Annotated in this window: 23 protein-coding genes; 12 read left to right on the plus strand and 11 right to left on the minus strand. The window is 38.0% G+C overall.

Annotated elements, in window-relative coordinates; genetic code table 11:
- The first annotated feature begins 20 nt into the window (after positions 1–20).
- The 3 genes from glyA to rpiB are packed head-to-tail and all read left to right on the plus strand — an operon-like array spanning position 21 to position 2,549.
- Positions 21–1,295 carry a serine hydroxymethyltransferase gene (gene glyA, locus AAC026_RS01315; RefSeq protein ID WP_339694375.1) on the plus strand — a complete coding sequence of 425 codons (1,275 nt, stop codon included), beginning with the start codon at positions 21–23 and terminating at the stop codon, positions 1,293–1,295.
- Positions 1,296–1,299: 4 nt separating this feature from the next.
- The gene (gene tatC, locus AAC026_RS01320; RefSeq protein WP_339694377.1) at positions 1,300–2,121 is read left to right on the plus strand and encodes a twin-arginine translocase subunit TatC; all 822 of its coding nucleotides are present in this window, start codon (positions 1,300–1,302) and stop codon (positions 2,119–2,121) included.
- Complete coding sequence (gene rpiB, locus AAC026_RS01325; protein WP_339607099.1) at positions 2,118–2,549, plus strand: ribose 5-phosphate isomerase B; 432 nt, start codon at positions 2,118–2,120, stop codon at positions 2,547–2,549. Before tatC ends, rpiB begins: the two co-directional genes overlap by 4 nt.
- 11 nt (positions 2,550–2,560) lie before the next feature.
- On the opposite strand, the gene AAC026_RS01330 is transcribed toward rpiB, so the two are convergent.
- Positions 2,561–3,616 carry a DUF6427 family protein gene (locus tag AAC026_RS01330; RefSeq protein WP_339694379.1) on the minus strand — a complete coding sequence of 352 codons (1,056 nt, stop codon included), beginning with the start codon at positions 3,614–3,616 and terminating at the stop codon, positions 2,561–2,563.
- A gap of 85 nt (positions 3,617–3,701) precedes the next feature.
- Between AAC026_RS01330 and rbfA the strand changes: the two genes are divergently transcribed.
- From rbfA to radA, 4 genes are all read left to right on the plus strand, one after another.
- Positions 3,702–4,082: a 30S ribosome-binding factor RbfA gene (gene rbfA / locus AAC026_RS01335; RefSeq protein ID WP_339694381.1), complete on the plus strand. Its 381-nt coding sequence runs from the start codon at positions 3,702–3,704 to the stop codon at positions 4,080–4,082.
- 3 nt (positions 4,083–4,085) lie between these two features.
- Positions 4,086–5,312: an FtsX-like permease family protein gene (locus AAC026_RS01340; RefSeq protein WP_339694384.1), complete on the plus strand. Its 1,227-nt coding sequence runs from the start codon at positions 4,086–4,088 to the stop codon at positions 5,310–5,312.
- Positions 5,313–5,407: 95 nt separating this feature from the next.
- Complete coding sequence (locus AAC026_RS01345) at positions 5,408–8,338, plus strand: DEAD/DEAH box helicase (protein ID WP_339694387.1); 2,931 nt, start codon at positions 5,408–5,410, stop codon at positions 8,336–8,338.
- Positions 8,339–8,629: 291 nt separating this feature from the next.
- Complete coding sequence (gene radA / locus AAC026_RS01350) at positions 8,630–10,003, plus strand: DNA repair protein RadA (protein ID WP_339694389.1); 1,374 nt, start codon at positions 8,630–8,632, stop codon at positions 10,001–10,003.
- A gap of 2 nt (positions 10,004–10,005) precedes the next feature.
- Here the strand turns inward: radA and AAC026_RS01355 are convergent, their stop codons facing one another.
- Together AAC026_RS01355 and AAC026_RS01360 are read right to left on the minus strand one after the other, a co-directional pair.
- Positions 10,006–10,590 (minus strand): hypothetical protein, encoded by a 585-nt coding sequence (locus tag AAC026_RS01355; protein ID WP_339694391.1) that lies wholly within the window; start codon positions 10,588–10,590, stop codon positions 10,006–10,008.
- Entirely contained in the window at positions 10,587–11,486 is a 900-nt protein-coding gene (locus AAC026_RS01360; protein ID WP_339694394.1) for a pyridoxal-phosphate dependent enzyme, read from the minus strand. The genes AAC026_RS01355 and AAC026_RS01360 overlap by 4 nt, the downstream gene beginning before the upstream one ends.
- 357 nt (positions 11,487–11,843) lie before the next feature.
- On the opposite strand from AAC026_RS01360, the gene AAC026_RS01365 reads away from it, so the two are divergent.
- The 4 genes from AAC026_RS01365 to AAC026_RS01380 all read left to right on the plus strand — a co-directional run bounded on the left by AAC026_RS01365 (position 11,844) and on the right by AAC026_RS01380 (position 16,689).
- A complete protein-coding gene (locus AAC026_RS01365; RefSeq protein ID WP_339694397.1) occupies positions 11,844–13,163 on the plus strand; it encodes an NAD(P)/FAD-dependent oxidoreductase in 1,320 nt (439 codons plus the stop codon).
- A gap of 68 nt (positions 13,164–13,231) precedes the next feature.
- Positions 13,232–14,278 (plus strand): histidine kinase, encoded by a 1,047-nt coding sequence (locus tag AAC026_RS01370; protein WP_339694399.1) that lies wholly within the window; start codon positions 13,232–13,234, stop codon positions 14,276–14,278.
- 17 nt (positions 14,279–14,295) lie between these two features.
- On the plus strand, positions 14,296–15,015 hold the full coding sequence (locus AAC026_RS01375) for a LytTR family transcriptional regulator DNA-binding domain-containing protein (protein WP_339607398.1): 720 nt from the start codon (positions 14,296–14,298) through the stop codon (positions 15,013–15,015).
- Between the two features lie 57 nt (positions 15,016–15,072).
- On the plus strand, positions 15,073–16,689 hold the full coding sequence (locus tag AAC026_RS01380; protein ID WP_339694402.1) for a mechanosensitive ion channel family protein: 1,617 nt from the start codon (positions 15,073–15,075) through the stop codon (positions 16,687–16,689).
- A 200-nt stretch (positions 16,690–16,889) separates the two neighbouring features.
- On the opposite strand, the gene AAC026_RS01385 is transcribed toward AAC026_RS01380, so the two are convergent.
- The 8 genes from AAC026_RS01385 to AAC026_RS01420 all read right to left on the minus strand — a co-directional run bounded on the left by AAC026_RS01385 (position 16,890) and on the right by AAC026_RS01420 (position 22,824).
- A complete protein-coding gene (locus AAC026_RS01385) occupies positions 16,890–17,603 on the minus strand; it encodes a transposase (protein ID WP_339694405.1) in 714 nt (237 codons plus the stop codon).
- Positions 17,604–18,069: 466 nt separating this feature from the next.
- Entirely contained in the window at positions 18,070–18,228 is a 159-nt protein-coding gene (locus tag AAC026_RS01390) for a DUF1328 domain-containing protein (protein WP_084362715.1), read from the minus strand.
- Positions 18,229–18,480: 252 nt separating this feature from the next.
- Positions 18,481–18,969, minus strand: a complete 489-nt coding sequence (locus AAC026_RS01395) for a hypothetical protein (protein WP_339607396.1) — start codon at positions 18,967–18,969, stop codon at positions 18,481–18,483.
- 25 nt (positions 18,970–18,994) lie between these two features.
- Positions 18,995–19,384 carry a hypothetical protein gene (locus AAC026_RS01400; protein WP_339694407.1) on the minus strand — a complete coding sequence of 130 codons (390 nt, stop codon included), beginning with the start codon at positions 19,382–19,384 and terminating at the stop codon, positions 18,995–18,997.
- A 33-nt stretch (positions 19,385–19,417) separates the two neighbouring features.
- Positions 19,418–20,335 (minus strand): mechanosensitive ion channel family protein, encoded by a 918-nt coding sequence (locus AAC026_RS01405; protein ID WP_339694408.1) that lies wholly within the window; start codon positions 20,333–20,335, stop codon positions 19,418–19,420.
- 4 nt (positions 20,336–20,339) lie between these two features.
- Complete coding sequence (locus AAC026_RS01410) at positions 20,340–20,606, minus strand: hypothetical protein (RefSeq protein ID WP_339694410.1); 267 nt, start codon at positions 20,604–20,606, stop codon at positions 20,340–20,342.
- A 119-nt stretch (positions 20,607–20,725) separates the two neighbouring features.
- Positions 20,726–21,250: a DNA starvation/stationary phase protection protein gene (locus AAC026_RS01415; RefSeq protein ID WP_339607392.1), complete on the minus strand. Its 525-nt coding sequence runs from the start codon at positions 21,248–21,250 to the stop codon at positions 20,726–20,728.
- Positions 21,251–21,384: 134 nt separating this feature from the next.
- On the minus strand, positions 21,385–22,824 hold the full coding sequence (locus AAC026_RS01420; protein ID WP_339694413.1) for an ATP-binding protein: 1,440 nt from the start codon (positions 22,822–22,824) through the stop codon (positions 21,385–21,387).
- Positions 22,825–22,976: 152 nt separating this feature from the next.
- On the opposite strand from AAC026_RS01420, the gene AAC026_RS01425 reads away from it, so the two are divergent.
- On the plus strand, positions 22,977–23,597 hold the full coding sequence (locus AAC026_RS01425; protein WP_339694416.1) for a porin family protein: 621 nt from the start codon (positions 22,977–22,979) through the stop codon (positions 23,595–23,597).
- Positions 23,598–23,640 lie beyond the last annotated feature (43 nt).

Raw genomic sequence — 23,640 nt, forward strand, 5'->3', positions numbered from 1 at the left:
CGAAAACAACACCCATAGCCATGCAAAGAGACCAGCTCATTTTCGATCTTATTAAAAAAGAACGTCACAGACAAACCGAAGGCCTTGAATTAATTGCTTCGGAAAACTATGTATCAGATCAAGTCATGGAAGCCATGGGTTCGGTACTTACCAACAAGTATGCAGAAGGACTACCTGGAAAAAGATATTACGGTGGTTGTGAGGTTGTGGATGAGGTCGAATCGTTAGCAATTTCAAGAATCAAAGAATTGTTCGGAGCTCAGTGGGCGAATGTTCAACCGCATTCTGGCGCGCAGGCTAATGCTGCTGTAATGCTAGCATGCTTAAAGGCTGGAGACAAAATACTGGGTTTTGATCTATCACATGGAGGTCACCTTACCCATGGTTCTCCTGTAAATTTTTCAGGAAAACTATATCAGCCTTCCTTTTATGGAGTTGAACAAGAAACGGGGCTGATCGATTGGGACAAAGTTGAAACTACTGCCTTAGAAGAAAGACCTCAAATGATTATTTGTGGTGCATCTGCTTATAGTAGAGATTGGGATTATAAACGTCTTCGTGAAATAGCAGATAAAGTTGGAGCCCTCCTTTTGGCCGACATTTCGCATCCGTCTGGTTTAATTGCAAGGGGAATATTGAATGACCCATTGGAGCATTGTCATATTGTTACTACCACTACTCATAAAACCCTTAGAGGACCAAGAGGTGGTTTGATTATGATGGGTAAAGATTTCGAAAACCCTTGGGGAATAACAACTCCAAAAGGCGAAGTACGAATGATGTCTCAATTGCTTGATTCTGGAGTTTTCCCTGGTACCCAAGGTGGCCCTTTGGAGCATGTTATTGCAGCAAAAGCAGTTTCATTTGGAGAAGCTCTAAGCGATCAGTATATGGATTACATTCTTCAAGTAAAGAAGAATGCCAATGTAATGGCAAAGGCCTTTATTAATTCAGGTTATAAGATCATTTCTGGCGGAACAGATAATCATATGATGCTGATTGACCTTAGAAGTAAGGGTCTTACTGGAAAAATAGCTGAGGCTACTTTGGGCAAAGCAGATATCACTATCAATAAAAATATGGTTCCATTCGATGACAAATCTCCTTTTGTAACATCAGGAATGAGAATTGGTACTGCGGCAATTACCTCACGAGGTTTGGTAGAGTCAGATATGGAGCGAATTGTAGAGATGATTGATCAAGCTCTTTTGAACCATGATAATGATTCGAAACTAAGCGCAATTCGTGGGGATGTTAATTCATGGATGCGAGATTTTCCACTTTTTCAGGCTTAATTAATTGGCACTAGATCAGCTAGACGACAAATCAGAGATGGGTTTTTTAGACCATCTTGAAGAGCTAAGGTGGCACTTGGTGCGATCCGTGATTGCTATAGCTGTCTTAATGATCACAGCCTATATATTTCAAGGATACATTTGGGATGTTGTTATTTTGGGGCCAACTAAATCTGACTTTTGGACTTACCAAAAGCTATGTGAGTTGGCAGAAATGCTTAGATCCCCTGCGTTGTGCCTTGATGAAATTCCAATTTCGCTCCAAAACAGGGAGATTACTGGGCAGTTTGTAATGAGTATTACTTCTTCTGCCGTAATAGGGTTAATTGTAGCCTTTCCTTATGTTTTCTGGGAGATTTGGCGTTTTGTAAAACCCGGTCTTAGAAGTTCAGAAAAAAATGCTTCACGTGGTGCAGTATTGGTTGTATCCTTTTTATTTCTTACTGGAGTGGCATTTGGATACTTTATCATTACTCCGCTATCTATTAATTTTCTAGCCAATTATACACTGTCAGATTCAATTCAAAACTTGATCGATATAAAATCAATTTTGAATATGCTCATTATGCTCTCTCTCGCTTGTGGGTTTATGTTTCAGTTGCCTGTTATTTCATACTTTATGACAAAGGCTGGTTTAGCTAGCCCAGCACTGATGAAGCGATATAGAAAACACGCATTTGTAGCAATTTTAGTAATTTCAGCAATTATCACTCCGCCCGATGTAATGAGTCAGATACTTATTGCAATACCAATTATAGGACTATATGAAGTTAGTATTTTAGTTTCTAGAGGGGTGGAAAAATCAAACGAAAAAAAGAAAGCATGAAAAATATAGGGATTGGTGGAGACCACGCAGGTTTTGAATACAAAAGTGAAATTATACCTTACTTGGAGGGTTTAGGCTTTAAGGTTACCGACTTTGGGCCTAACTCAACAGACTCGGTAGACTATCCTGACTACATTCATCCAATGGCTGCTAAAGTTGAAGCTGGTGAACTAGACTTAGGAATTGCCATTTGCGGAAGTGGTAATGGTGTTTGCATGACGGCCAACAAGCACCAAGGAATTCGGGCTGCACTTACTTGGAACACAGAGCTAGCCGCCTTAGCTCGTCAACACAATAATGCCAATGTAATTTGTATTCCGGCTCGTTTTGTGGATTTAAAGTTGGCTAAAGAAATGGCTAAAGTTTTTCTTGAAACTGATTTTGAGGGGGGTAGACATCAAAAAAGAGTTGACAAAATTAATTGCTAGTTGACGTCCTTTTATAAGGAGCTAAATAAAAGAGCAATTGAAGATATTACTAAAAGAAGAAAGACAACCTCTGCAACCCAGCGTTTACCTCTTGTCAGTAAAAACTGAGCTGTAAAAAATGCAATTGGTATGGCAATGGTTTCTGCTGACAATAAGGTCAACTGATTATCTAACCTTAAAATCACCAAAGCAAAAATCAGCATCCATAGCATCATCCTCTGTATCAGAATTTGATGGTTGGTGAGCCCTGCCCCTTGAAAGCTTTGTGCTCCAGATAAAACACTCAGCAATAATGGGAGGCCAAAAACCAATAGCATTTTATTGATTATTTCACCGTCTATTTCATTGAGTTGAAACAGGTGTGCAAAGTAATTTTCAATAAAAGCACCTCCTTGCTCAAAGGCTAAGTAGTATATCCAGAAGATTAGAAAGCTAAAAACAAAGCCATAGGCCATAAGAAAATACCTTCTAACCAAAGTACCCGAATAAACTACATAAATAAGAATCGCAAAAATCAGGAAGATAGAATATGGAGCATAGCACAATGCACCTAAGCCCAATAAAAACCCTGTAGTTAAAATATTCTCTTCCGACCCTCTAAACTTTAAGTGGATAAGAATTTTATCCGTTGCTAAAAGTAAAAACGTATTGGCCATCAACGCTGGGCTCAAGTATAAAAAGTCTTGAGATGAACTTAAAATTATAGCGTAAAGTATGCCCGGTAAATAAGTATTATCTTCAAAAGCTGCATTTCGCTGTAGTGTTGAGTTTAAAATTACTGCTTGAATAAAAACTAATACTGTGGACACCACCACCGAAACCAATACGGAGTTATTGAATAACAAAGTCAGTAGCCCATAGAAAAAGACATACAGTGGCCCAGCAGAAATAGAGTTTGAAATTACTTCACCCGCATTTTCATTTAAAGCAGTACCAAGTAAATAAGAGCTATTCTGAATAGCCGCTTCATCTAAACCCATTATAAGTAATACAACTCTAGTAATGAGTAAAAAGGCAGCTATAAACAATAGCAAGTAAGGATCGTTCTTTCTGAAATATCGAAGCAATTTGAATGCAGTTAGAATGAGTTGGTAAAATAAGCCAAAAAAAGCGCAGGAAGGAAAATAGATAAATTAATAAGATATTTGCAGCATGACCCAAAGTAAAAGACAGCTTAAATTTTCTAAACTAATTCAGAAAGAGATAAGCGAAATATTTCAAAAGGAACATTCAGATAAATTCATTGGCTCGTTGGTTACGGTTTCTGACGTAAACATGAGCCCAGATTTGGGTTTGGCCAGAATCTATCTCAGCATTTTTCCAGTAAAATCTACCGAAAAGATAATGGAAGAACTGGAAGCTGCTAAAAGTAGAATTAGAGGCAGTTTGGGTAAACGTATTGGTAAAGAAGTACGAATCATTCCCCATATCGCTTTCCATGCCGACACCACCGCTGAAGAGGCTGAGAAAATGGATCAAATCATCAATAAACTGAATATTCCATCGGATACTGATAACGATACTGAAGAATAGATTTTGAACCTCTCCAGTTTTATAGCAAAGCGTTACTTCGCTTCAAAGAAAAAAAAGAACTTCATACAGGTACTTTCGTGGATTTCCGTGATAGGCGTAGCGGTAGGCACGGCTGCCCTAATTGTGGTGCTTTCCGTTTTCAATGGCCTTCAAGACTTTGTTCGTTCAGTTTACAACTCTTTTGATGCTCCCCTAACCATTCAGGCTGCTGTGGGTAAATCTTTTGAAATGACACCTGAGTTACGTTCAAAAATAGAATCGATTGAGGGAATCAATGTGGTAACCGAAGTAATCGAAGATAACGCTCTAATTCTTTTTCAGGATCAGCAAGTAGTGGCTAAAATTAAGGGGGTTGAAAGTAATTACGCTACTGTAAACCGCCTAGATACTTTTCTGGTACGCGGAAAAATGAAGCTAACGGAAAACAACATTAGCTATGCAATTCTAGGAACGGGAGTGGCCTATGAATTAAGTCTTAGGCTTGATGCAAATGCCTATGGAATGCAAATCGTTTACCCTAAAAAGCTTAGGCCCGGAATGCCCATTACCAATAACTCAATCACCCGTAAAACTATAGTCCCTGCTGGTATCTTTAATATTGAACCAGTCTATAACGAAAGCTATGTTTTTGTTCCTTTAAGCTTTGCCAAAGAGTTGATGGATTACGGGAACAAAAGAACTTCGGTAGAACTATACCTCAATGAAGGAGCAAGCATTAAGAAATTAAAGGAGCAAATTGAAAGCTCATTAGGAAGTGAATTCAAAGTATTAGATAGTGACGAGCTTCACTCTAGTTTGTTAAAAGCCATAAAAATTGAAAAGCTATTTGCCTACATCACCCTCTCTTTCATTATGGCCATAGCCTCATTCAATATTTTCTTTACCCTTTCTATGCTAGCCATAGAAAAGAAAAGGGACATCTCAGTACTTTATTCCTTCGGTGCTACAGCGCAGTTTATCCGACAAATTTTCTTGAAACAAGGCAGCATAATTTCGCTTGTAGGTTCAATCATTGGCTTGTTATCTGGTTTAACCCTTTGCCTCTTACAACAAAAATTCGGTTTGGTAAGCATGGGAATGCAGAGTGCAGTAATGAATGCATACCCTGTTAAACTAGAATTAATGGATTTTGTAATGGTAGGTGTCAGCGTTGTGCTCATTACAATTTTAATATCCTATCGCCCAGCCATTATCGCGTCACGAGTGGAAACCATCAAAAATCTGAACTGATTTTCAACCAGTTAAATTTTTAGAGTAGTTTTTTGTTCATTTTCGGCCAGTCCTTCTCAAATTAATAATTAATTTGCGGGTCGCATTTTTTTGAAATGAAGGTATCTACAGGCAAACCATTCCAGTTAATCTATTCGCTCTTTCAGCACGAATACTTAGGCTATCTATTCGAATCCTTTGTAGTTCAGCTAGATGACAAAGGGCGCTTAACCCTACAGCATCAAAATATTTCATCAAAAAACGCCAAAGAGTTTGGTGCTGGAATGGACGAACGGGACTTTGAGCTAATAAAGCTGATGGACCAAATGCAGCAAGAAGCTATTACGCTTAAGTTCTATAAGAAAAAAATCAAGCCTGCTGAATTCTTTTTTAAAGTTTACGACAAAGAGAAAGGTGATGTAGAGTTACAAAACACCATTGATCACTACCTAGAAGTAAGGCGTTCCAGAATTTTAGACCTTATGGAAGGTAAAATGATCTTTGAAATGGGCCGAGATGGTGAACCCGCTTGGCGACAAATCCATTGGATGGAACAAAAGGCCAGTGTACTTTTTCATTTCAGAAGAAACGAAGACAACACCCATTACTTTCCTACCATTAAACACAACGGAGAAAAGCTAGAGTGGCAGTATAATGGCTCCTTCTTAATCTGTAATCAACCTGCTTGGCTTGTTGTAAACGACCAGCTGTTCCGCTTTGAAAAGGGAGTAGACGGACCTAAGCTAAAGCCTTTTCTTAACAAGAAATTTGTTGTAATTCCCAGAAAGGTAGAGGCCACATACTATGAGAAGTTTGTTAGCAACTTGGTAGCCTCGTTTGATGTATATGCCAAGGGCTTTGACATTAATACTGAAAGGCATGACCTAATTCCGGAAATCACCTTCTCCGAGCTATCAAGCACACAAACAGCAACACCAGATCTTTTTGGGTCGGGGAGAAACAGCGGAAAAGGCGAGCCAGAACTGGCCAAACTGCTCTTTAAAATTGGCTTTAAATATGGCCCATACACATTCCCGTACGATGTAAATGCCACCTCGTCTGTAAAATTAGAGCGCAAAGGCGAAGAATACATTTTTCATAAAGTAAAACGAAATGTAGAGGCCGAATTAAGTATTATTAAAAAATTAGGAGAGAAAGGTTTGGCGCTAAAAAATGGACGTCAAACACTTACCCGTGGAGCTGGATTCGCGTGGCTTGCTGAGAAAAAAGAATTTATTGATAACGAGGGCATTATTGTTCGCCAAAGCGAGAAAGACAGCAAGCGTTATTTTGTTGGTGAAGCTCATATCGACATCAAAGTGAATGAAAACATCGACTGGTTTGATATTCACGCCATTATAAAATTCGGTGATTTCGAAATTCCTTTTGAACAATTAAGAAAACTCATTTCGGGTAAGAAGAGAGAAATTGTACTGCCAAACGGAGAAATTGCTGTGATTCCAGATGCCTGGTTTGTCAACTACGCTGAACTTTTTGCCTTTATGGATCATGAGGGTGCTCCTAAGCTCAAAAAGCATCATCTATCCCTAATTCAAGATTTACAGAACGGCCAACTGGCGCAAGTCAGTATGGATAGAAAATTAAGGCAGCTTGAAAATTTTGAAGAAATTGAAGATTATAATATCCCTTCCAGTTTTAATGGAGAGTTAAGACCCTATCAAAAAGCAGGGTACAACTGGATGCGCTTCCTTTCAAGCTTCAACTTTGGTGGTTGTTTGGCAGATGACATGGGTTTGGGTAAAACCGTTCAAACCTTGGCCATGCTTCAGTCAGAGAAGGACAATGGTAAGAAGAATGCATCACTATTAATCATGCCTACTTCCCTAATTTATAACTGGGAGATTGAAGCTTCTAAGTTTACCCCAGATTTAAAAGTACTGGTTTACACAGGCTCTGGAAGAAACAAAGATGTAGCAAGTTTTGAAGGGTATGATTTAGTTCTTACTTCATATGGTATTACAAGAATAGATATTGATGTACTAAAGCTTTATTATTTCAACTATGTAATTCTTGACGAGTCGCAAGCCATTAAAAACCCATCTTCCAATATTGCCAAAGCGGTACGCAAGCTAAAATCCAAATTTCGACTGATTCTTACAGGTACACCACTTGAGAACAGCACTTTAGATTTATGGTCTCAAATGAGCTTTGTAAACCCAGGGCTATTGGGCACTGAAAGCTACTTTAGAGATGAGTTTCAATTACCAATTGAAAAAAAGCAAGACCAAGAAAAGGCCAAAAGATTAAATGTCATTATCAAACCCTTCATTCTAAGAAGACAAAAATCGCAAGTGGCTAAAGACTTGCCTGAAAAGGTAGAAAATGTGAAGTACAGCACAATGACTGCCCAACAGGAAGAAAAATACGAAGAGGTAAAATCGTATTACCGAAACAAAATTCTAGATAATATAGAGAAAACTGGCGTTAAAAAGTCACAGTTACTTCTACTCCAAGGTCTCACTCAACTCAGGCAAATTGCCAATCATCCAAAAATGACCGACCCAGAATACATTGGCGATTCTGGAAAGCTGGAAGATGTTACCTACATGATAGAGTCGGCCTTAAGTAAAGGGCATAAAATTCTCATATTTAGTCAGTTTGTAAAGCACCTTTCCATTGTAAGAGAATACTTCGATAATAAAAAGTTGAACTACGCTTATTTAGACGGAGCTACAAAAAACAGACAAGAGCAAGTTGAGCGTTTTCAAGAAGATGAAAGTATCCGACTTTTTCTGATTTCACTTAAAGCAGGTGGTGTAGGTTTAAACCTAACCAGAGCAGATTATGTGTTTTTGTTAGACCCATGGTGGAACCCAGCAATTGAAGCCCAAGCTGTAGACCGAGCCCATAGAATTGGGCAGAAGAACACTGTCTTCACTTATAAATTCATCACTAGAAATACAGTAGAAGAGAAAATTCTTGCGTTGCAACAAAACAAAATCAAACTGGCCTCAGATTTAATTACCACCGAAGAGAGTTTTATCAAAAAATTAGAAGCGAGCGACATTGAAAGCTTACTGAGTTAATCTGATTTACTGACTATAAATTGAAACAATAAGTCGGATCGGAAGCTATTTAATTGCACTAATGCAGATTAAATATAACTATAATATGTATTTTACATTTTTTAACTAAAAAGTTAATTCCAAACGCATCTTTTTTCCTCAAAACTCAGTTAGATTTGAGAATTGACATTCATTTTTAATATACTCTCTTCATAGTTAGTAAAAAAAGATGTTGATAATTCGATTGAAAAGCGGGTATAGAAGGTACCCGCTATTTTTTTATCCTCCCTTTCCATTTAACTTGCCCATAGAATGGCGAAGATTAAATCTGTTTACGTTTGTCAAAATTGTGGAGTCCAATCTGCCAAGTGGGTAGGCAAATGTAATTCATGTAACGAATGGAATACCTATGTTGAAGAACAGGTTGGTGCGCCAGAAAAAGAACTTACTAATTGGAGAGAAAACAACTCAAAGACCACTACATCAAAACCCATCAGACTTAACGAAATAGAAAGTAATACCGAAAAGCGAATTGTTACTTATGACAAGGAGTTGAACCGAGTATTAGGAGGTGGAATTGTACATGGTTCACTAGTACTTATTGGTGGTGAACCAGGTATTGGCAAATCTACCTTAATGCTTCAGCTGGCACTTTCTTCTAAGCGATTAAAAGTACTTTATGTTTCTGGAGAAGAAAGTCAGCAGCAAATTAAAATGCGTGCACAGCGAATTGGGCAGTCCTCAGAAAACTGCTTCATTCTTTCAGAAACTTCTACACAACACATTTTCACTCAAATCAGAGAAATTCAACCCGATATTCTCGTTATCGATTCCATTCAAACACTTCATACCCCAAGAATAGAATCGGCAGCAGGAAGCGTATCGCAAGTGAGGGAATGTACTGCTGAATTACTCAAATTTGCCAAAGAGAGCAACACTCCTGTTTTCTTGGTGGGCCATATTACCAAAGAGGGAAGTTTGGCTGGCCCTAAAGTATTAGAGCATATGGTTGACACCGTGCTTCAGTTTGAAGGCGACCGCCACTTGGCTTACCGAATTTTACGAACAGTGAAAAACCGTTTTGGCTCAACCTCTGAGTTAGGCATTTACGAAATGCAGTCTACAGGGCTTCGTGAAGTTTCAAACCCATCTGAAATTCTAATCAGCCAACGCGAAGCCGATTCGCCTGGCGTAGCCATTGGCGCATCCATAGAAGGCAACCGACCGCTATTGATAGAGATTCAGTCATTGGTAAGCACATCTTCTTACGGAACGCCTCAGAGAAGCTCTACTGGCTTTGATGCCAAACGGCTCAACATGTTGTTGGCCGTATTAGAAAAGCGTGGTGGTTTTAGGCTTAGTAGCCAAGATGTGTTCTTAAACGTAGCAGGCGGAATCAAAATTGAAGAACCAGCAATTGACCTAGCCGTTTGTGCCTCTTTGGTAAGTGGCTTACACGATGCGCCAATCTCGGATAAAACAGCTTTTGCTGCCGAAGTTGGCTTAGGCGGAGAAGTGAGGGCCGTAAACAGAATAGACAACCGAATTTCGGAAGCAGAAAAATTGGGTTTCACCGAAATTTTCATTTCCAAATACAACATGAAAGGCTTAGATCAGAAGAAGTACAAAATCAAAATCAGACCTTTCAGTCGGCTTACCGATGTTTTTGAAGAACTGCTAGGGTAATTTCAGAAAGTAAAAACGACTTCAAATCTATCAATTTGCCAACCCTCATTCTTTCTAACCATCCAAACGCGCATTAGCCGTCCAGATTTACCGTTTTCCATATGAAAGAAATAAAAGAAGGCACGATCATTTTGAATTGTTGGCTTCGATATCTCTATATACCCAACCTTTGTAGGAAACCAATTTCCATGAAAATTAGACCAGAAATTACTTCTACCAACCGTTGCTCCAAGGCTATCTAATTTTTTCTTTTCAATGGTTTGAACATTAGGAATTTGGTCAAACACAATTGACTCATTAACCACATCCTTATTTTCTAATATAAAACGACTTGTTAACTCTCCTATAGAGTCTGTTGAAGAGTAGTTGAATGCAAAATTACCAATAGAGTTAACTAACAGATAATCGCTTAAATAGCGAGGTTCTCCCGTTTCAATATCTGCATACAACAGTGGCTCAATCCCTGATTTTAGAATAACCTGCTCTTCTTCAGTCAATTCAAACTTTCTGGTAACTTGCTCTCTTTTGGCTCCACATGACTGAACCAAGAGTATAGCTACTACCAAAAACGTTACTTCTTTTTTCATTTCATTTTTCTAAAATCAAACCCAGCATTCCCTTGAAGCCCACCTGTATGTAAAGCCATAATTGTGGTTCCCTTTTCAAAGAAATCCTTATCGATCAAATCAAAAAGGCCATAGAACATTTTGCCAGTGTATATAGGTTCTAAGGGGATATCATAAGTATCCTCAAATTCTAGAATAAAGCTAATTAGATCAGGCTTTACTTTAGCGTAACCCCCAAAATGATACTCAGAATTAACTACCCAATTAGCGTATGTACTTGTACTATAAGTAAGCAGAAGTTGCTCAACCTCATTTTGAAGAAAATTCCCTTTCAAGGAAGAAAAGCCTAATACTTTTTTCTGTCCATTCAGCCCAGAAATTAAACCCGAAAGCGTTCCTCCAGTACCTACAGGGCAAGTGATTATATCAAAATCTTGATCAACCTCTGTTATAACCTCCTCACAACCCTTTACGGCCAACTCATTTGTTCCCCCTTCGGGCAACATGTAGTAATTACCAAACTGCTTTTCGAGCTGTTTTAATACTTCTCTCTCATCTTTTCTTCGATAGGTTTCCCTATCCATATAGTGCAAATGCATGCCTTGAGATTTGGCAAATGCCAATGTGGGGTTTAGCTTTTCATGGGCTTCTCCTCTGATAACGCCAATGGTTTTAAAGCCGAAGGTTTTGCCTACACCCGCCACCGCATATATATGGTTTGAAAAAGCACCGCCAAATGTTAAAAGCGTAGTATGCCCCTCCGCTTTGGCTTGCTCCAAGTTGTATTTCAGTTTTCTGAACTTATTACCTGAAATCACAGAATGATTGAGGTCATCGCGCTTCACTAGTACCCGTATTCCCTTTTTTTCAAACAGCGAATTATGAATTTCTTGAATGGGGGTGTTCGGCAATTGCATGAATGAAGATAGATGAGTTTTTATAGCTATTCGAATGATGGAACAAATTTGATAAAACAGTAGCTACAAAAAAAAGATGCTGTCACTTTCGCAACAGCACCATCTTCAACCAAAAACATTAAAATCTCAATCTACTCTGTCTCTACTTTTAACCTAAGCATTTACCTAACACTCAAAGTTACCAACACGATTTTAACGTTACCTTCTCTAGCCAGCGGCTAGCAATTTCTTTATTCGAGTTTATAACGATTAGTCATTGAACCGTATTACAAATTCTTTCGACTTTCTTCTAAATTATCCTCATTTACCGAACTCATAGGAGTGACTAATCGTTCACTAATTAACTATTATTAACATATGGATCCTTTCAAAAATCTCCACCTCGACATTCCCAAAACCCAAAAGAAAAGAGTAGTAATTATAGGCGGTGGTTTTGCTGGAATTCAGATGGCCAAAGGACTAAAAGGCCACGGTTTTCAAGTAGTTTTATTAGACCGAAATAACTATCATACCTTTCAGCCTCTGCTCTATCAAGTGGCTACAGCCGGCCTAGAGCCAGATTCTATTGCTGGGGCACTTCGCCAATTGTTTAAGAACTACCCCGACTTCTATTTTAGAATGGCCAAGGTGACCAAAATTCACCCTGAAAAACAAAAAATAAGCACGCTCATTGGAGACTTAGCTTTTGATTATTTGGTAATCGCCAATGGGTCTAAAACAAACTACTTTGGTAATCAGGAAATGTTCAATCTTACCTTTCCCCTAAAGCAAATTCCTCAAGCGTTGAACCTAAGAAGCCAAATGCTTCAGAATTTTGAGCAAACGGTGCTTACCAGAGATCTTCACGAAAAAGATAGGCTTACAAACTTTGTAGTGGTTGGGGGCGGACCAACGGGCGTTGAGGTTTCTGGTGCGTTAGGCGAATTAAAGAAGCACGTTCTGCCTAAAGATTACCCCGATATTGATTTCAATATTATGAACCTGCATTTAATAGACGCAGGGCCGAGGCTTTTGGCTGGAATGACAGAAAAGGCAAGTGAAAAAGCGCTTAAATATTTAGATGCCTTTGATGTAAAAGTGAAGCTAAACACTTTTGTGAAAAACTATGATGGGGAACAGGTAACACTTTCTGATGGCACGGTAATTCCGGCCAAAACAGTAATTTGGGCTGCTGGCGTAAAAGGAAATATTATTGATGGCGTTCCAGAGAACTCAATTGAGCATGGACGTATTCTAGTAGATGATTTTAATGCTGTTAAAGGAGTAGAAAATATGTTTGCCCTTGGCGACATTGCCTTTATGAAAACAGAAAAATACCCAAAAGGTCAGCCTATGCTAGCTCCAGTAGCTATTCAGCAAGGAAAGCTATTGGCCCGTAACCTTGTCAGACTGTCTAAAAACGAGGCCATGAAGCCTTTTGACTTTATAGACAAGGGTTCGATGGCCACAGTAGGTAGAAACAAAGCCGTGGTAGATATGCCAAAGTTCACATTCGGTGGTTTTTTTGCTTGGCTAGTTTGGATGTTTGTTCACTTACTATCGATTATTGGATTCAGAAACAGACTAGTTGTTTTTAGTAACTGGGTTTGGAACTACTTTACTTACGATCGAGGAACACGGTTAATTATCCGAACCTTTGTTCGAAACAAAAATTACAAACAAGGTGAATCTTTGTAGTCAGGTATTCTTTCTGCCTTTTATAAAATCATGAACTGTAGACTGCACTTTTATTCTTACTTTTTGGGGTGAGGAAGAAACGGTTATATTGGACGTTACAAATCGTTGGTTGGGCTTTGCCTGCCATCATTAACCTTATTTTTATTTCGGCACTTGGTGAGCGACCCGAACAAATGCGTACCCAGCAATTTGAGGCGGTTATGCAAAGCCTCATTCCCTTTCTTGTTTCTCACTTTATAATTCGAAACATAATAATTAAGTACGGTTGGCTTAAGGTTGACTTGGGTAAAATTGTATCGAGAGTTGTAGGGCTCATCCTTATTGTGGCAGTGTTTTCGGGCTTATTATACCAATTTTCTTATTTGGTTTTTAGAAATGAAGGAGTAATCAATAGCGAGTTCTTTGTTCAGTTCACTTTTGACTTTTTAGTTACTTCATTCTTATATGTAATATGGACCACAGTTTATTTCCTCTACCATTATTTAGAAAGCAATAATCGATCGTTAAAATATGAGGCGGCCATTAACGAAATGCAATTAAACCAACTCAAATCACAGCTGAACCCCCACTTTATTTTTAATGCTCTTAACAGTGTAAGGGCTTTAGTTGATGACGAGCCTGCCAAAGCAAAAATTGCAATTACCCAACTGTCCAATATTTTGAGAACTTCCCTCATTATGGACAAAAAACGAGTAATCAATTTTAACGATGAATTGAATACAGTAAGAGCATACTTAGCGCTTGAATCCATTCGATTTGAAGAGCGCCTTAAAATCAAATACAATATCGATCCGCGTTCTAACCATTTTCAGATTCCGCCCATGATGCTTCAAACCTTAGTTGAAAATGCAATTAAACATGGGGTTTCTAATTTGGTTGATGGGGGAATTATAGAAATCAAAAGTATTACGGAAAATTCGGTACTAAACCTACGGATAAAAAATAGCGGCCAGTATGTTCATGGCGTAAAAAAACCTGGTAAAAAAGGTGGTTATGGTATTAGTAATACCAAAGAAAGACTAAAACTGATCTACGGATCGGAAGCGAGGTTCAATATTTACAATGAAAATGATAAGTTTGTAATTACAGAAGTTAGAATTCCTCAAGGAATTTAACAGTTAGCCCATAAATTATGAAAGCACTTATAATAGATGACGAAAGATTGGCTCGAAAAGAGCTAACTAATTTGCTTCAGGAATACCCTGAAATCGACATTGTAGGAGAAGCGGTAAATGCTGAGGATGCCTTAGAAAAGATTAATTCGTTAAAACCGGATTTACTTTTTCTAGACATTCAGATGCCGGAAAAAACTGGCTTCGAGTTGCTTGAATCCTTGGACAATGTGCCAGAAGTTATTTTCACCACTGCTTACGATGAGTATGCCCTTAAAGCATTTGACTTTAATGCTCTCGATTATTTATTGAAGCCAATTGAGCCAGACCGTTTAAAAGATGCTTTGAATAAGTTGTTCAAGCGTGTTCAGCCCGAAGAGGTTGGTGAAACTGAAGACAAGAAGTTAGGCCCGAACGATCGTGTTTTTGTAAAAGATGGAGACAAGTGTTGGTTTGTGAAGTTAGAAAATATCCGTTTGTTCGAGTCGGATGGAAACTACATCAAAATCTATTTCGACAACTTTAAACCAATGATTCACAAGTCATTGAACGCATTAGACGAAAGGTTAGACGATAGATCATTCTTCCGCGCAAGTAGAAAGCACATCATTAATCTTACTTGGGTAGAAAGCATAGAATCATGGTTTAACGGTGGTTTAATGGTAGTTTTACGTGGTGGAGATAAAGTTGAAGTAAGCCGAAGACAAGCTGCGCGATTTAAAGAGATGATGAGCCTCTAAAAAATTGTTTTCTAAGTTGAAAACTATTATCATGAATATGCGTAGCATTGTCCCAACATGAAAATAGTTTTCAGCTTTCTTATTTTAATGCTTTCGTTTCAGGGGCTTAGAGCTCAGGTAGAAACGGATAGTATTACCCAAGTTAAACCTGCGGGGTTTCCTGTAATTGCGAAGGATACTCTTTTTTATTTACAACATGGCATAGGCCCCTTTTCTGCTCAAGAAAGGGTAGATCAAATCAACAGGAAAATTGCCGATTTCCTTTCTAACAACGCCCAAGTTGTTGATTCTCTAAAGATTTCGAAAAATAATACGACCCAAGATATCACTGTTGAAGGGACTATTATTATGAGCGTAACGGATAGAGATGCTGTACAGCTAGGACTCAATCTTACCCGAAGCACTAATTACTATTTCAATCTTCTTAAAGAGGGGTTGACAAAAGAGACCGTTTTTAACTGGCAAGGTCTAATAATCAATATACTAATTGCCCTTTTAATCCTCGGTGCCTTTCTCTATGGCCTTAAGTATTACAATAGATTCTTCAGGGCTGTTTATCTTAAAATTCATGCGCAAAACGGCAAAAGAATAAAGAGCATTACAATTAAGAACTATCAACTTCTCAAGTCGGATATACTTACATCTATTATAGTTTATGCAGCCAAAGGGCTAAGGATTGTGATTCTGGTTCTAGTAGTTTATTTACTTCTACCAATTCTATTCAGCCTTTTCCCTTGGACACAGGGCATTGCCGACACTTTGTTTCAACTTATTCTTACACCACTTAAAAAGATAGGCAGTGGATTTCTGAGCTACCTGCCCAACCTATTAACTATCGGGGTTACGGTTATTGTAACCCGTTACTTCCTTAAAATGATCAAATTCTTTAAGGTAGAAATTGAGAATGGAAGGCTGATTGTACCTGGCTTTTTTCCTGATTGGGCAAGACCAACCTATAATATTGTTAAGGGAATTATTTTAGCCTTGGTGCTCATTGGTATTTTCCCCCTTTTGCCCATGGGTAATACTGAGAGCTTTAAAGGTGTTTCAGCTTTCTTTGGTCTTTTAGTCGCGTTAGGTGGTGCTTCGGCCATCTCTAATGTTATTGCAGGGATTGTAGTTACCTATATGCGTTCATTTAAGTTAGGCGACCGTGTAAAAATAGGCGATGTTGTTGGTGATGTAAAAGAGAAGTCTTTACTCAATACTCGAATCAAAACGATTAAGAATGAAATCATTACCATTCCCAATTCGAACCTACTTACCAGCCACACTATAAACTACACCACGGCAAACGATGAAGATGGGCTCATTCTACATACAACGGTAACCATTGGTTATGATGTACCATGGAGACAGGTACATCAACTGCTGATTGATGCTGGCTTAAAAACAGAGCATGTGAAGAAATTACCTAAACCATATGTTTTCCAAACTAGCCTAGATGATTTTTACGTGAGCTACCAAATAAATGTAAGGACACGAGAGGTACAAAAAATGTCTAAAATCTATTCAGATTTACACCAAAACATCCAAGATGGTTTTAATGAAGCAGGTGTTGAGATTTTATCACCACACTACAGGGCGCAACGCGATGGTAACCACATTACTATTCCGCAAGAGAACCTTCCAGACGATTACGTAGCGCCTTGGTTCAGAATTAAAAAAGTGTAAACCCGAGTTTATAAAACTCTATAAAAAGGTAATGTGGCCAAAAATAGTTGGTGACTTTGCGTTGAAATTTGCATTATATTGACATCGTAAACCTAAAGAGGAAGCGAGCTCTGCTGAGGAGCAACTTGCCAGCAATAGGGTTTACCAAGTAGAATAGCCTCCCTATTTTGGGAGGTTTTTTTATTCATCTTGTCATATGGCTAAAGAAAACCTGAGCGCTGATTTTTGAAGTACAAATACCATTGGATGAACTGCCTTTTGTGTTGATAGGAAAGCCCTCTATGCACATTGAGGTGTCCTTTTAGATGACCAAAGAATGATTCCAACCCATTTGTTGATTTAGGTATTCTTGGGTTGTACAAATAGTGGAACATATCAGGCAAAGCATTCCTGATCACCATGAATGATCGTCTTACCATTTTGTGGGTAAACCAGTATCTGCCAGTATCAGGATTGATGGTCTTTTGATTCACAAAGTCTTTATATACCTCATACCATTGAACTAGCTCAACAAGCCAATAGTCTCTTTCTTGAGACGATGTGATCAGATGAATTTTAGACACTATAAGCCTCAATTTTTTACCAGCATCGCTCTTTGGTTTATTGGATAACCATATCCGACACATGCGCTGTATATGAACCACGCACCTTTGGGTAGGTACTTTAGGACAAACCAGTTTGATTGCCTTGAGCAAAGCTTTATGGCCATCACTGGTGATACTTTCAACCTGTACACCCAACTTTAATAAGTTAGAAAGATCTTCGGCTAACTCTTCAAACCACTCACCATCAGTCAACCGATAAAGCTGGGTGTACTTAATTGTATTGTCCCGATAAAGTATCAAGCAAAGACCATCTTTAAAGTAAGTGCCATCTATCAATAGGTTTACTTGTCGGGAAGGATAAACACTCAAAACAGGTGGTTTGGATAGATATTCATAGAAATAACGCCTTAATGTGCGAGCCGAATAACCGCTAGACAACGATAGTTCCTCGATTGTCCTACGCTCTAAAACCCATTTTTCAAACCAAACAAACCTGTTGGAATTGCTAACCGCCTTATTACTTGAAGTAAAAAGAATGCCACAGTTATTGCATTTATATCGTTGTTTGCCTGCCTGATAACCCCATTTTATACTGGCCAGAAAACCACAGGCCCAGCAACGCTTTTTTTGAACTATTCATAGATACAAAAATGACTTATTGAAACACGTTTCAATAAGTCATTTTAAAACAGCCAGTAATTATCTGTCAATCAATATTTTACAGTCATTTAGTTAGTGGATTACCAACTATTTTTGGCCATTATATCTATAAAAAAGCCCTGAGTAAAGTCTTACTCAGGGCTTCATTTTTTCTGCTCCTTTTAGTAACCCCTTTCTAAGCAAAACCTTGATAGAGAAGCGACAATACAAAAAGAACAATGAATATAAAGAATAGAAATTTTGCGATACTCGATGTTACCGAAGCAATTCCTCTAAATCCGAATAGGGCTGCAATAATTGCCACCACAAAAAATACAATTGACCAGTATAACATGATTTTAAATTTTTAGTGAATACTTATTTATGATTTTATAATCTTACTGACTGTAAGACAATTACATATCCAAACTTCAAAATGCTTATTCTGACCTCCATTCGGTATTTTCATATTCTATTGTTCCTTCTTTGTAGAAATTAATCCACGATAACACCTTTCTTGTTGTGGTTATTTTCAACATGAGCTGAGCATAAAAAAAGGTTCATCTTTTCAGATGAACCCTTCTTTCTTCAAAATCAACTCTACTTATTAATTGATAATGTATTTAATTCCTATGGCCGGATCTGGTGCGCCATAAAAATTCCCATTAGTATCTATTTCTAAGAAAGGTTTTAGGCCAATGCTAAAAGCAAAGGGGATTTCACTCGGCACGAATTCCAAGCCTATGATGCCATCGATACCAAAGCCTACTGTAGAGTCATCATATCTTCTGTCACCTCTTCCGAAGTTCGTTCCTGGGTTTCCATTATTGAAAAAGGCAACGTGACCACCATAGCCATAAAACCAATTCAATTCTGGAGTTTCAAAAGCAGTTGTACGTTTTTCATGTAGTCCAGTAACGCTAAAGCCGTTACCCCAAAAACCTAAGATTCCTTCAAAATTACCTTTATTGAAAGTTACACCACTAGTTCCCCCAAAGCGGAGCCCTACTGCTGTATTATAGTTTTGCGCCTTTGCCTCATTTGAAACGGTAAAACATAGCGCTAATATGAATGTTGTTACAATAAATTTTTTCATCGTTTTTTGGTTTAATATGTGTTGGTTATTTGTTGTCAAAAAGGTCTTCGATGTTTGATTTTACATTTTCTAAACCTTCGCTTACTTTATCGTAAGTTTTACTTACGGCAGATTTTGTGGCTTCCCATGCTTCTTCTGTAGCGTCTGCAACATCATCCATGGCTTCTTCAAGTGCAGATTTTTCATCTACTAAATCTTCTCTGATTTCTTCTAACCTGTCTTTTGTTTCATCTCCTGCATTTTCCATTCTTTTATCTAAATCCTCAATGGCTTTATCAATATTAGCTTCGGCCTTTTCAAGGCGTTCAGTTAGCTCAGCCTTTTCATCAGCAAATGATGACTCATTCTGGCAACTCACTAGTCCCACTACGGAAAATACAACAATTAGGGTTATGGCTTTACAAATATTTTTCATGACTGTTTTATTTAAAGTGTTTAAGTTTAATTACTAAGCTTTTGGTAAGAGCTTAATTTCTTTTGCTTCCAATTGTTCAGAGAGCTTTTCTCCTCCTTTAATTCCAAAATCCAATGTTCTGATTGGGAATGGAATCATAATATCATTTTCGCCAAAAGCCTTCTTAATGGCTATAATTGCCTCGCTTTTAGCTTCTAGGTACATCGGTTTTTTAGGATTATACTCAATCCAAAACATCACCTTAAAGTTTATGGAAGAACTACCAAATTCTTCATAAACCAGTTTTATAGGTTCACCATCCACTAAATACTTGTTAGTGGCAACGGCTTTTTCTACAACTGCCGTTACTTTGTCCAAATCATCTCCATAAGACACCCCCACTTCCAAATCTATTCGTCTGGTATGTGTTCGGGTGTAGTTGGTAAATGGGTTTTGGAAAATATCTTTATTGGGAATAATTACATGTAGCCCTTGGAAAGTTCTGATGAGTGTTGACCTCAACTCAATCCGTTCCACAAAACCTGTATACCCATTAGTTTCTATAATATCGCCTACAACAATTGGTTTTTTGAAAGCCATAATGACTCCGGAGATAAAATTGGCAGAGATGTCTTGAAAGGCAAAACCTAGTGCCAAACCAATGATTCCGGCACCAGCTAATAGAGACGTAACTGCTTTTGTAAGTTGAAGAACGTTTAAGGCAACCACCAGGCCAATGACCAAAGTAAGTAATGCCATAATTGTTGAAAAGAGCCCTATAATAGCAGCTTGGTCAGAGAATTTAGATATCAGTTTTCTTGTACCAGCCTTCACTAAGCGCGACAGAACATAAAAAGCTGTTAAGACCAAAATTGCCACTACAATATTGGGCAACATTGATGTTAATGCTTCTAGCCATCCTTTTAGCTTGCTTGATACAATGTCTACAGCATCATTTATTCCGAAATTCATAAGGTCAGTCAGTTATTATTTGTTTAAACTCTGCAGTGATCTCACGTTTAGTCTTGTCAAGTCTCACTTGTAGTTTGCTAATTAATTCTTCTTCATGCCCTTCTACATACTTCAGATCTTCATCCTTAAGCTCTTCGTATTTTTGCTTTAGTCCTTTCTTGATCTGATCCCAATTCCCCTGAAGAAACCTTTTCATATTTTGTTGTTCTAAGTTGGTTCTGGCTGTTGTATAGAAATAATTATACCAAGCTGCCTCAATTAATAAAAACACGGTTTAAACCAAATCAGGCTATTTTGGAAATAGGAATTTATTTAGAGCGTGGAATATTTTTCACAAAAAAGGGTGGAAAAAAGCCCCCACCCTTAATTACCACATACACCAACTTCAACTTATTTTTTAGAAAAAGCGGTAAGCATCCAATGGTTCTTCTCTGTATATTTTACCATAGAGTTAACCATATCTACTGTTCCGCTATCGCCATTGTTAAGAGCAACATCAATTACACTGAACATGTGCTCTAATAAAATTTCGTAGTCTTTTAAAATTTCTGAAACCATCTCCATTGCACTAAGGTCTGTGCTAGACTCCTTAATGTCAGATGTCTCAAGATAATCTCTCATATTGCTCAGAGGGGTTTGTCCAAAAACCCTAATTCTCTCTGCTACATCATCAATAGCAACTTTGGCATCGTTGTATTGTTTTTCAAACTGTTCGTGAATATCAAAGAAATCAGGTCCCTTTACGTTCCAATGAAAGTTTCTTAATTTCTGATAATGCACACTGTAATTAGCCAACAATCTATTCATTGCATCTACCAACTCCGCAGTTTCCATCTTTGTATAACCCAAGCGAGCGAACGCTCTTTTTTGTAGTTTTTCCTTGGGTTTCTGTGCTGTTTCTCTATCAGTTATCATATCTCTTTTTTTAAATGTTTATCAACTCTTGTGAGAGTATAGGCCAAAGTCGTTCCAATAGCCCCTTGGCTTTAAAAGCAAGATTTAATAAATATTATGAGCAATTTGGTCTACAAGCTTGGGGAGGGGTTCCCTCAATCTATCATAAAAGAGATTCGAAAAACGGTGCCTTCACCAACTGTGCTGGTGGCAGATATTTGCCCTGTGTGACTTTTGATAATATTCTGAACAGCGGTAAGGCCTAGGCCCATCCCTCCAGATTTTGCCGTGAAAAAAGGTTCAAAAAGACTATCCATGCTGTCTTCTGGAATCCCAACTCCGTTATCTGTCACTTCCAAGAACAAGGTATCATCCTCTTGATAAGTTTTTACTGACAATATTCCTTGGCCTGCCTTCATTGCTTCAATGGCGTTAATGAATAGATTAATTAAGGCAGTCTTCATTTGATCTGAATCCAATGGAATTAAAGGAATTGAGGGATCATAATCCTCTATCAGTTTCATTCCTTGAAGCTTTAATCTATCCTTTACAAGAAGTAGAGTCTCCTCTACTACATCATTCAATAGGGTTTTTGTAAGCTTTAATGATTTTGGCTTAGAAGACTCCAGCAATTCTGTAATTAGATTACCAATGCGCTTAGAGTTACGTTCAATAATATCGATGTACAAGTCCGCTTCTTCTACCTCTGGCGGAATTTCATCTTTCAGCTGATCTAAGGCCAATGACAAATTTGTTAACGGATTCCGTACTTCGTGCGCAATGCTTCGTGCAATTTTTCCTGTCATTGAAAGTTTCTCTGCCCAAATCAGTTCTCGCTCTGACAGCTTTTTTCTGGTAATGTCCTTTATAATGCCTTGATATAACCTTAGCCCTTCTTCTGTTTGACTCAATTCAACCACATTGATTAAGCAGATTCCTGTTTTCCCATTACTAAGCAAAAGTTCCGCCTCAAACTCTTCTACTCGGTCATTCTTATAGAACTCCATATTGAAGCGAATAAAGTCTTCTTCATTCAAAAAGAAGTTTTTGAAGGTAAGACTCCTCATAGCTGAACGCACATAACCAAATGTCTTGAGCATGGCGTCATTGGTTTCTAATAAGAGCAATTCATTATTTGTAATAAAAATGGCATCTATCGACTCTTGGAAAAGCTGTTCATAACGGACATCTGAAGCCTTGGCTTTTCTTGCGGTTTTTTCATGCTCGCTTATATCCAAAAAACTTACCGTAAGTCCATCGCCTAATGCACAAGCGTGAATTTCAAACCAATTATCGAAGTGTTCTCCTTCATAGTGTTTTTTTACACTTATGCTTTTCCGGGTTTCTACCACCTTGGCGTATAGATCGAATAGACCTGCTTCTTTATTGCCTGGCATCTTGGTTAAAAGCGTGCTACCCACCATTTCGCTAGATGAAATGCCAGTAATTTTCTCGGCTTTAGGGTTAATAAAACGGCACTTAAAATCTACAATCTTATCCTTTTCGTCACGAATAGATTCAAAGGAAATTATTCCGTATGGTGCGTTGTCAAAAATAGATATGATCAGGTCTTCGAATTCAGGTCTTCTATTCATACTTTCTGTTAATGTTAGGGTAAATTTTACTCACAAGTGGTTTCAATTCCCCAATAAAAATGTAAAAAAGCGCTACAACTACCTCTCAGATAAATGGCATAACCTTTTCTAATTGACTGTGCAAAAGCACGTAACAATTAAACTAGAAAGTCATGAAAAAGATTATTATAACAAGTATTTTTTCTCTGTTGAGCCTAGTGGCCTTTACAAATATGAGCCATGCACAAGAGTTTAGGTCAGGTATAAAGGGTAGTTTTAACCTTAGTAATTTATACACAAACGACATAGATGACAATAACTTAAGGGCTGGCTTTAGTCTTGGTATATTTAAGGAAAACCAGATTGGGCCTTCTTCAGCTATTCAAACCGAACTTTTATTTTCAACAAAGGGGAATCGGTCTGAGTATAGGTCTGGACCATTCGATGGAGAGGCAAAGTTCAATTTGAATTACATTGAGTTACCTATTATGTTAGATCTAAAGGCTGGTTCAGCTCTTGATGTTTCTTTTGGGCCGTATGTTTCTTATTTGATTAGCGCCAATATTACCACCGAGGGTGATTTTGGAAATTCTTTTAGCGAAATAGACCGAGACAATCTTAAACCATTCGATTTTGGTTTTTCTGGTGGTTTAGGACTTAATTTTGGTACTACCGAATTGGGCGCTCGTTATAATTTAGGGCTTACAGAAATTGCCGACTCTGATAATGCTAGAGCTATTATGGGAGACGCTAAAAACTCCGTAATTCAGTTTTACATTGCTTTAGGTATGTAAAACATTAGAAAATATAATAGAAAGGCCCGGCAATGTTATCGGG

The sequence above is a fragment of the uncultured Roseivirga sp. genome (assembly GCF_963973945.1).
Taxonomy (GTDB): domain Bacteria; phylum Bacteroidota; class Bacteroidia; order Cytophagales; family Cyclobacteriaceae; genus Roseivirga.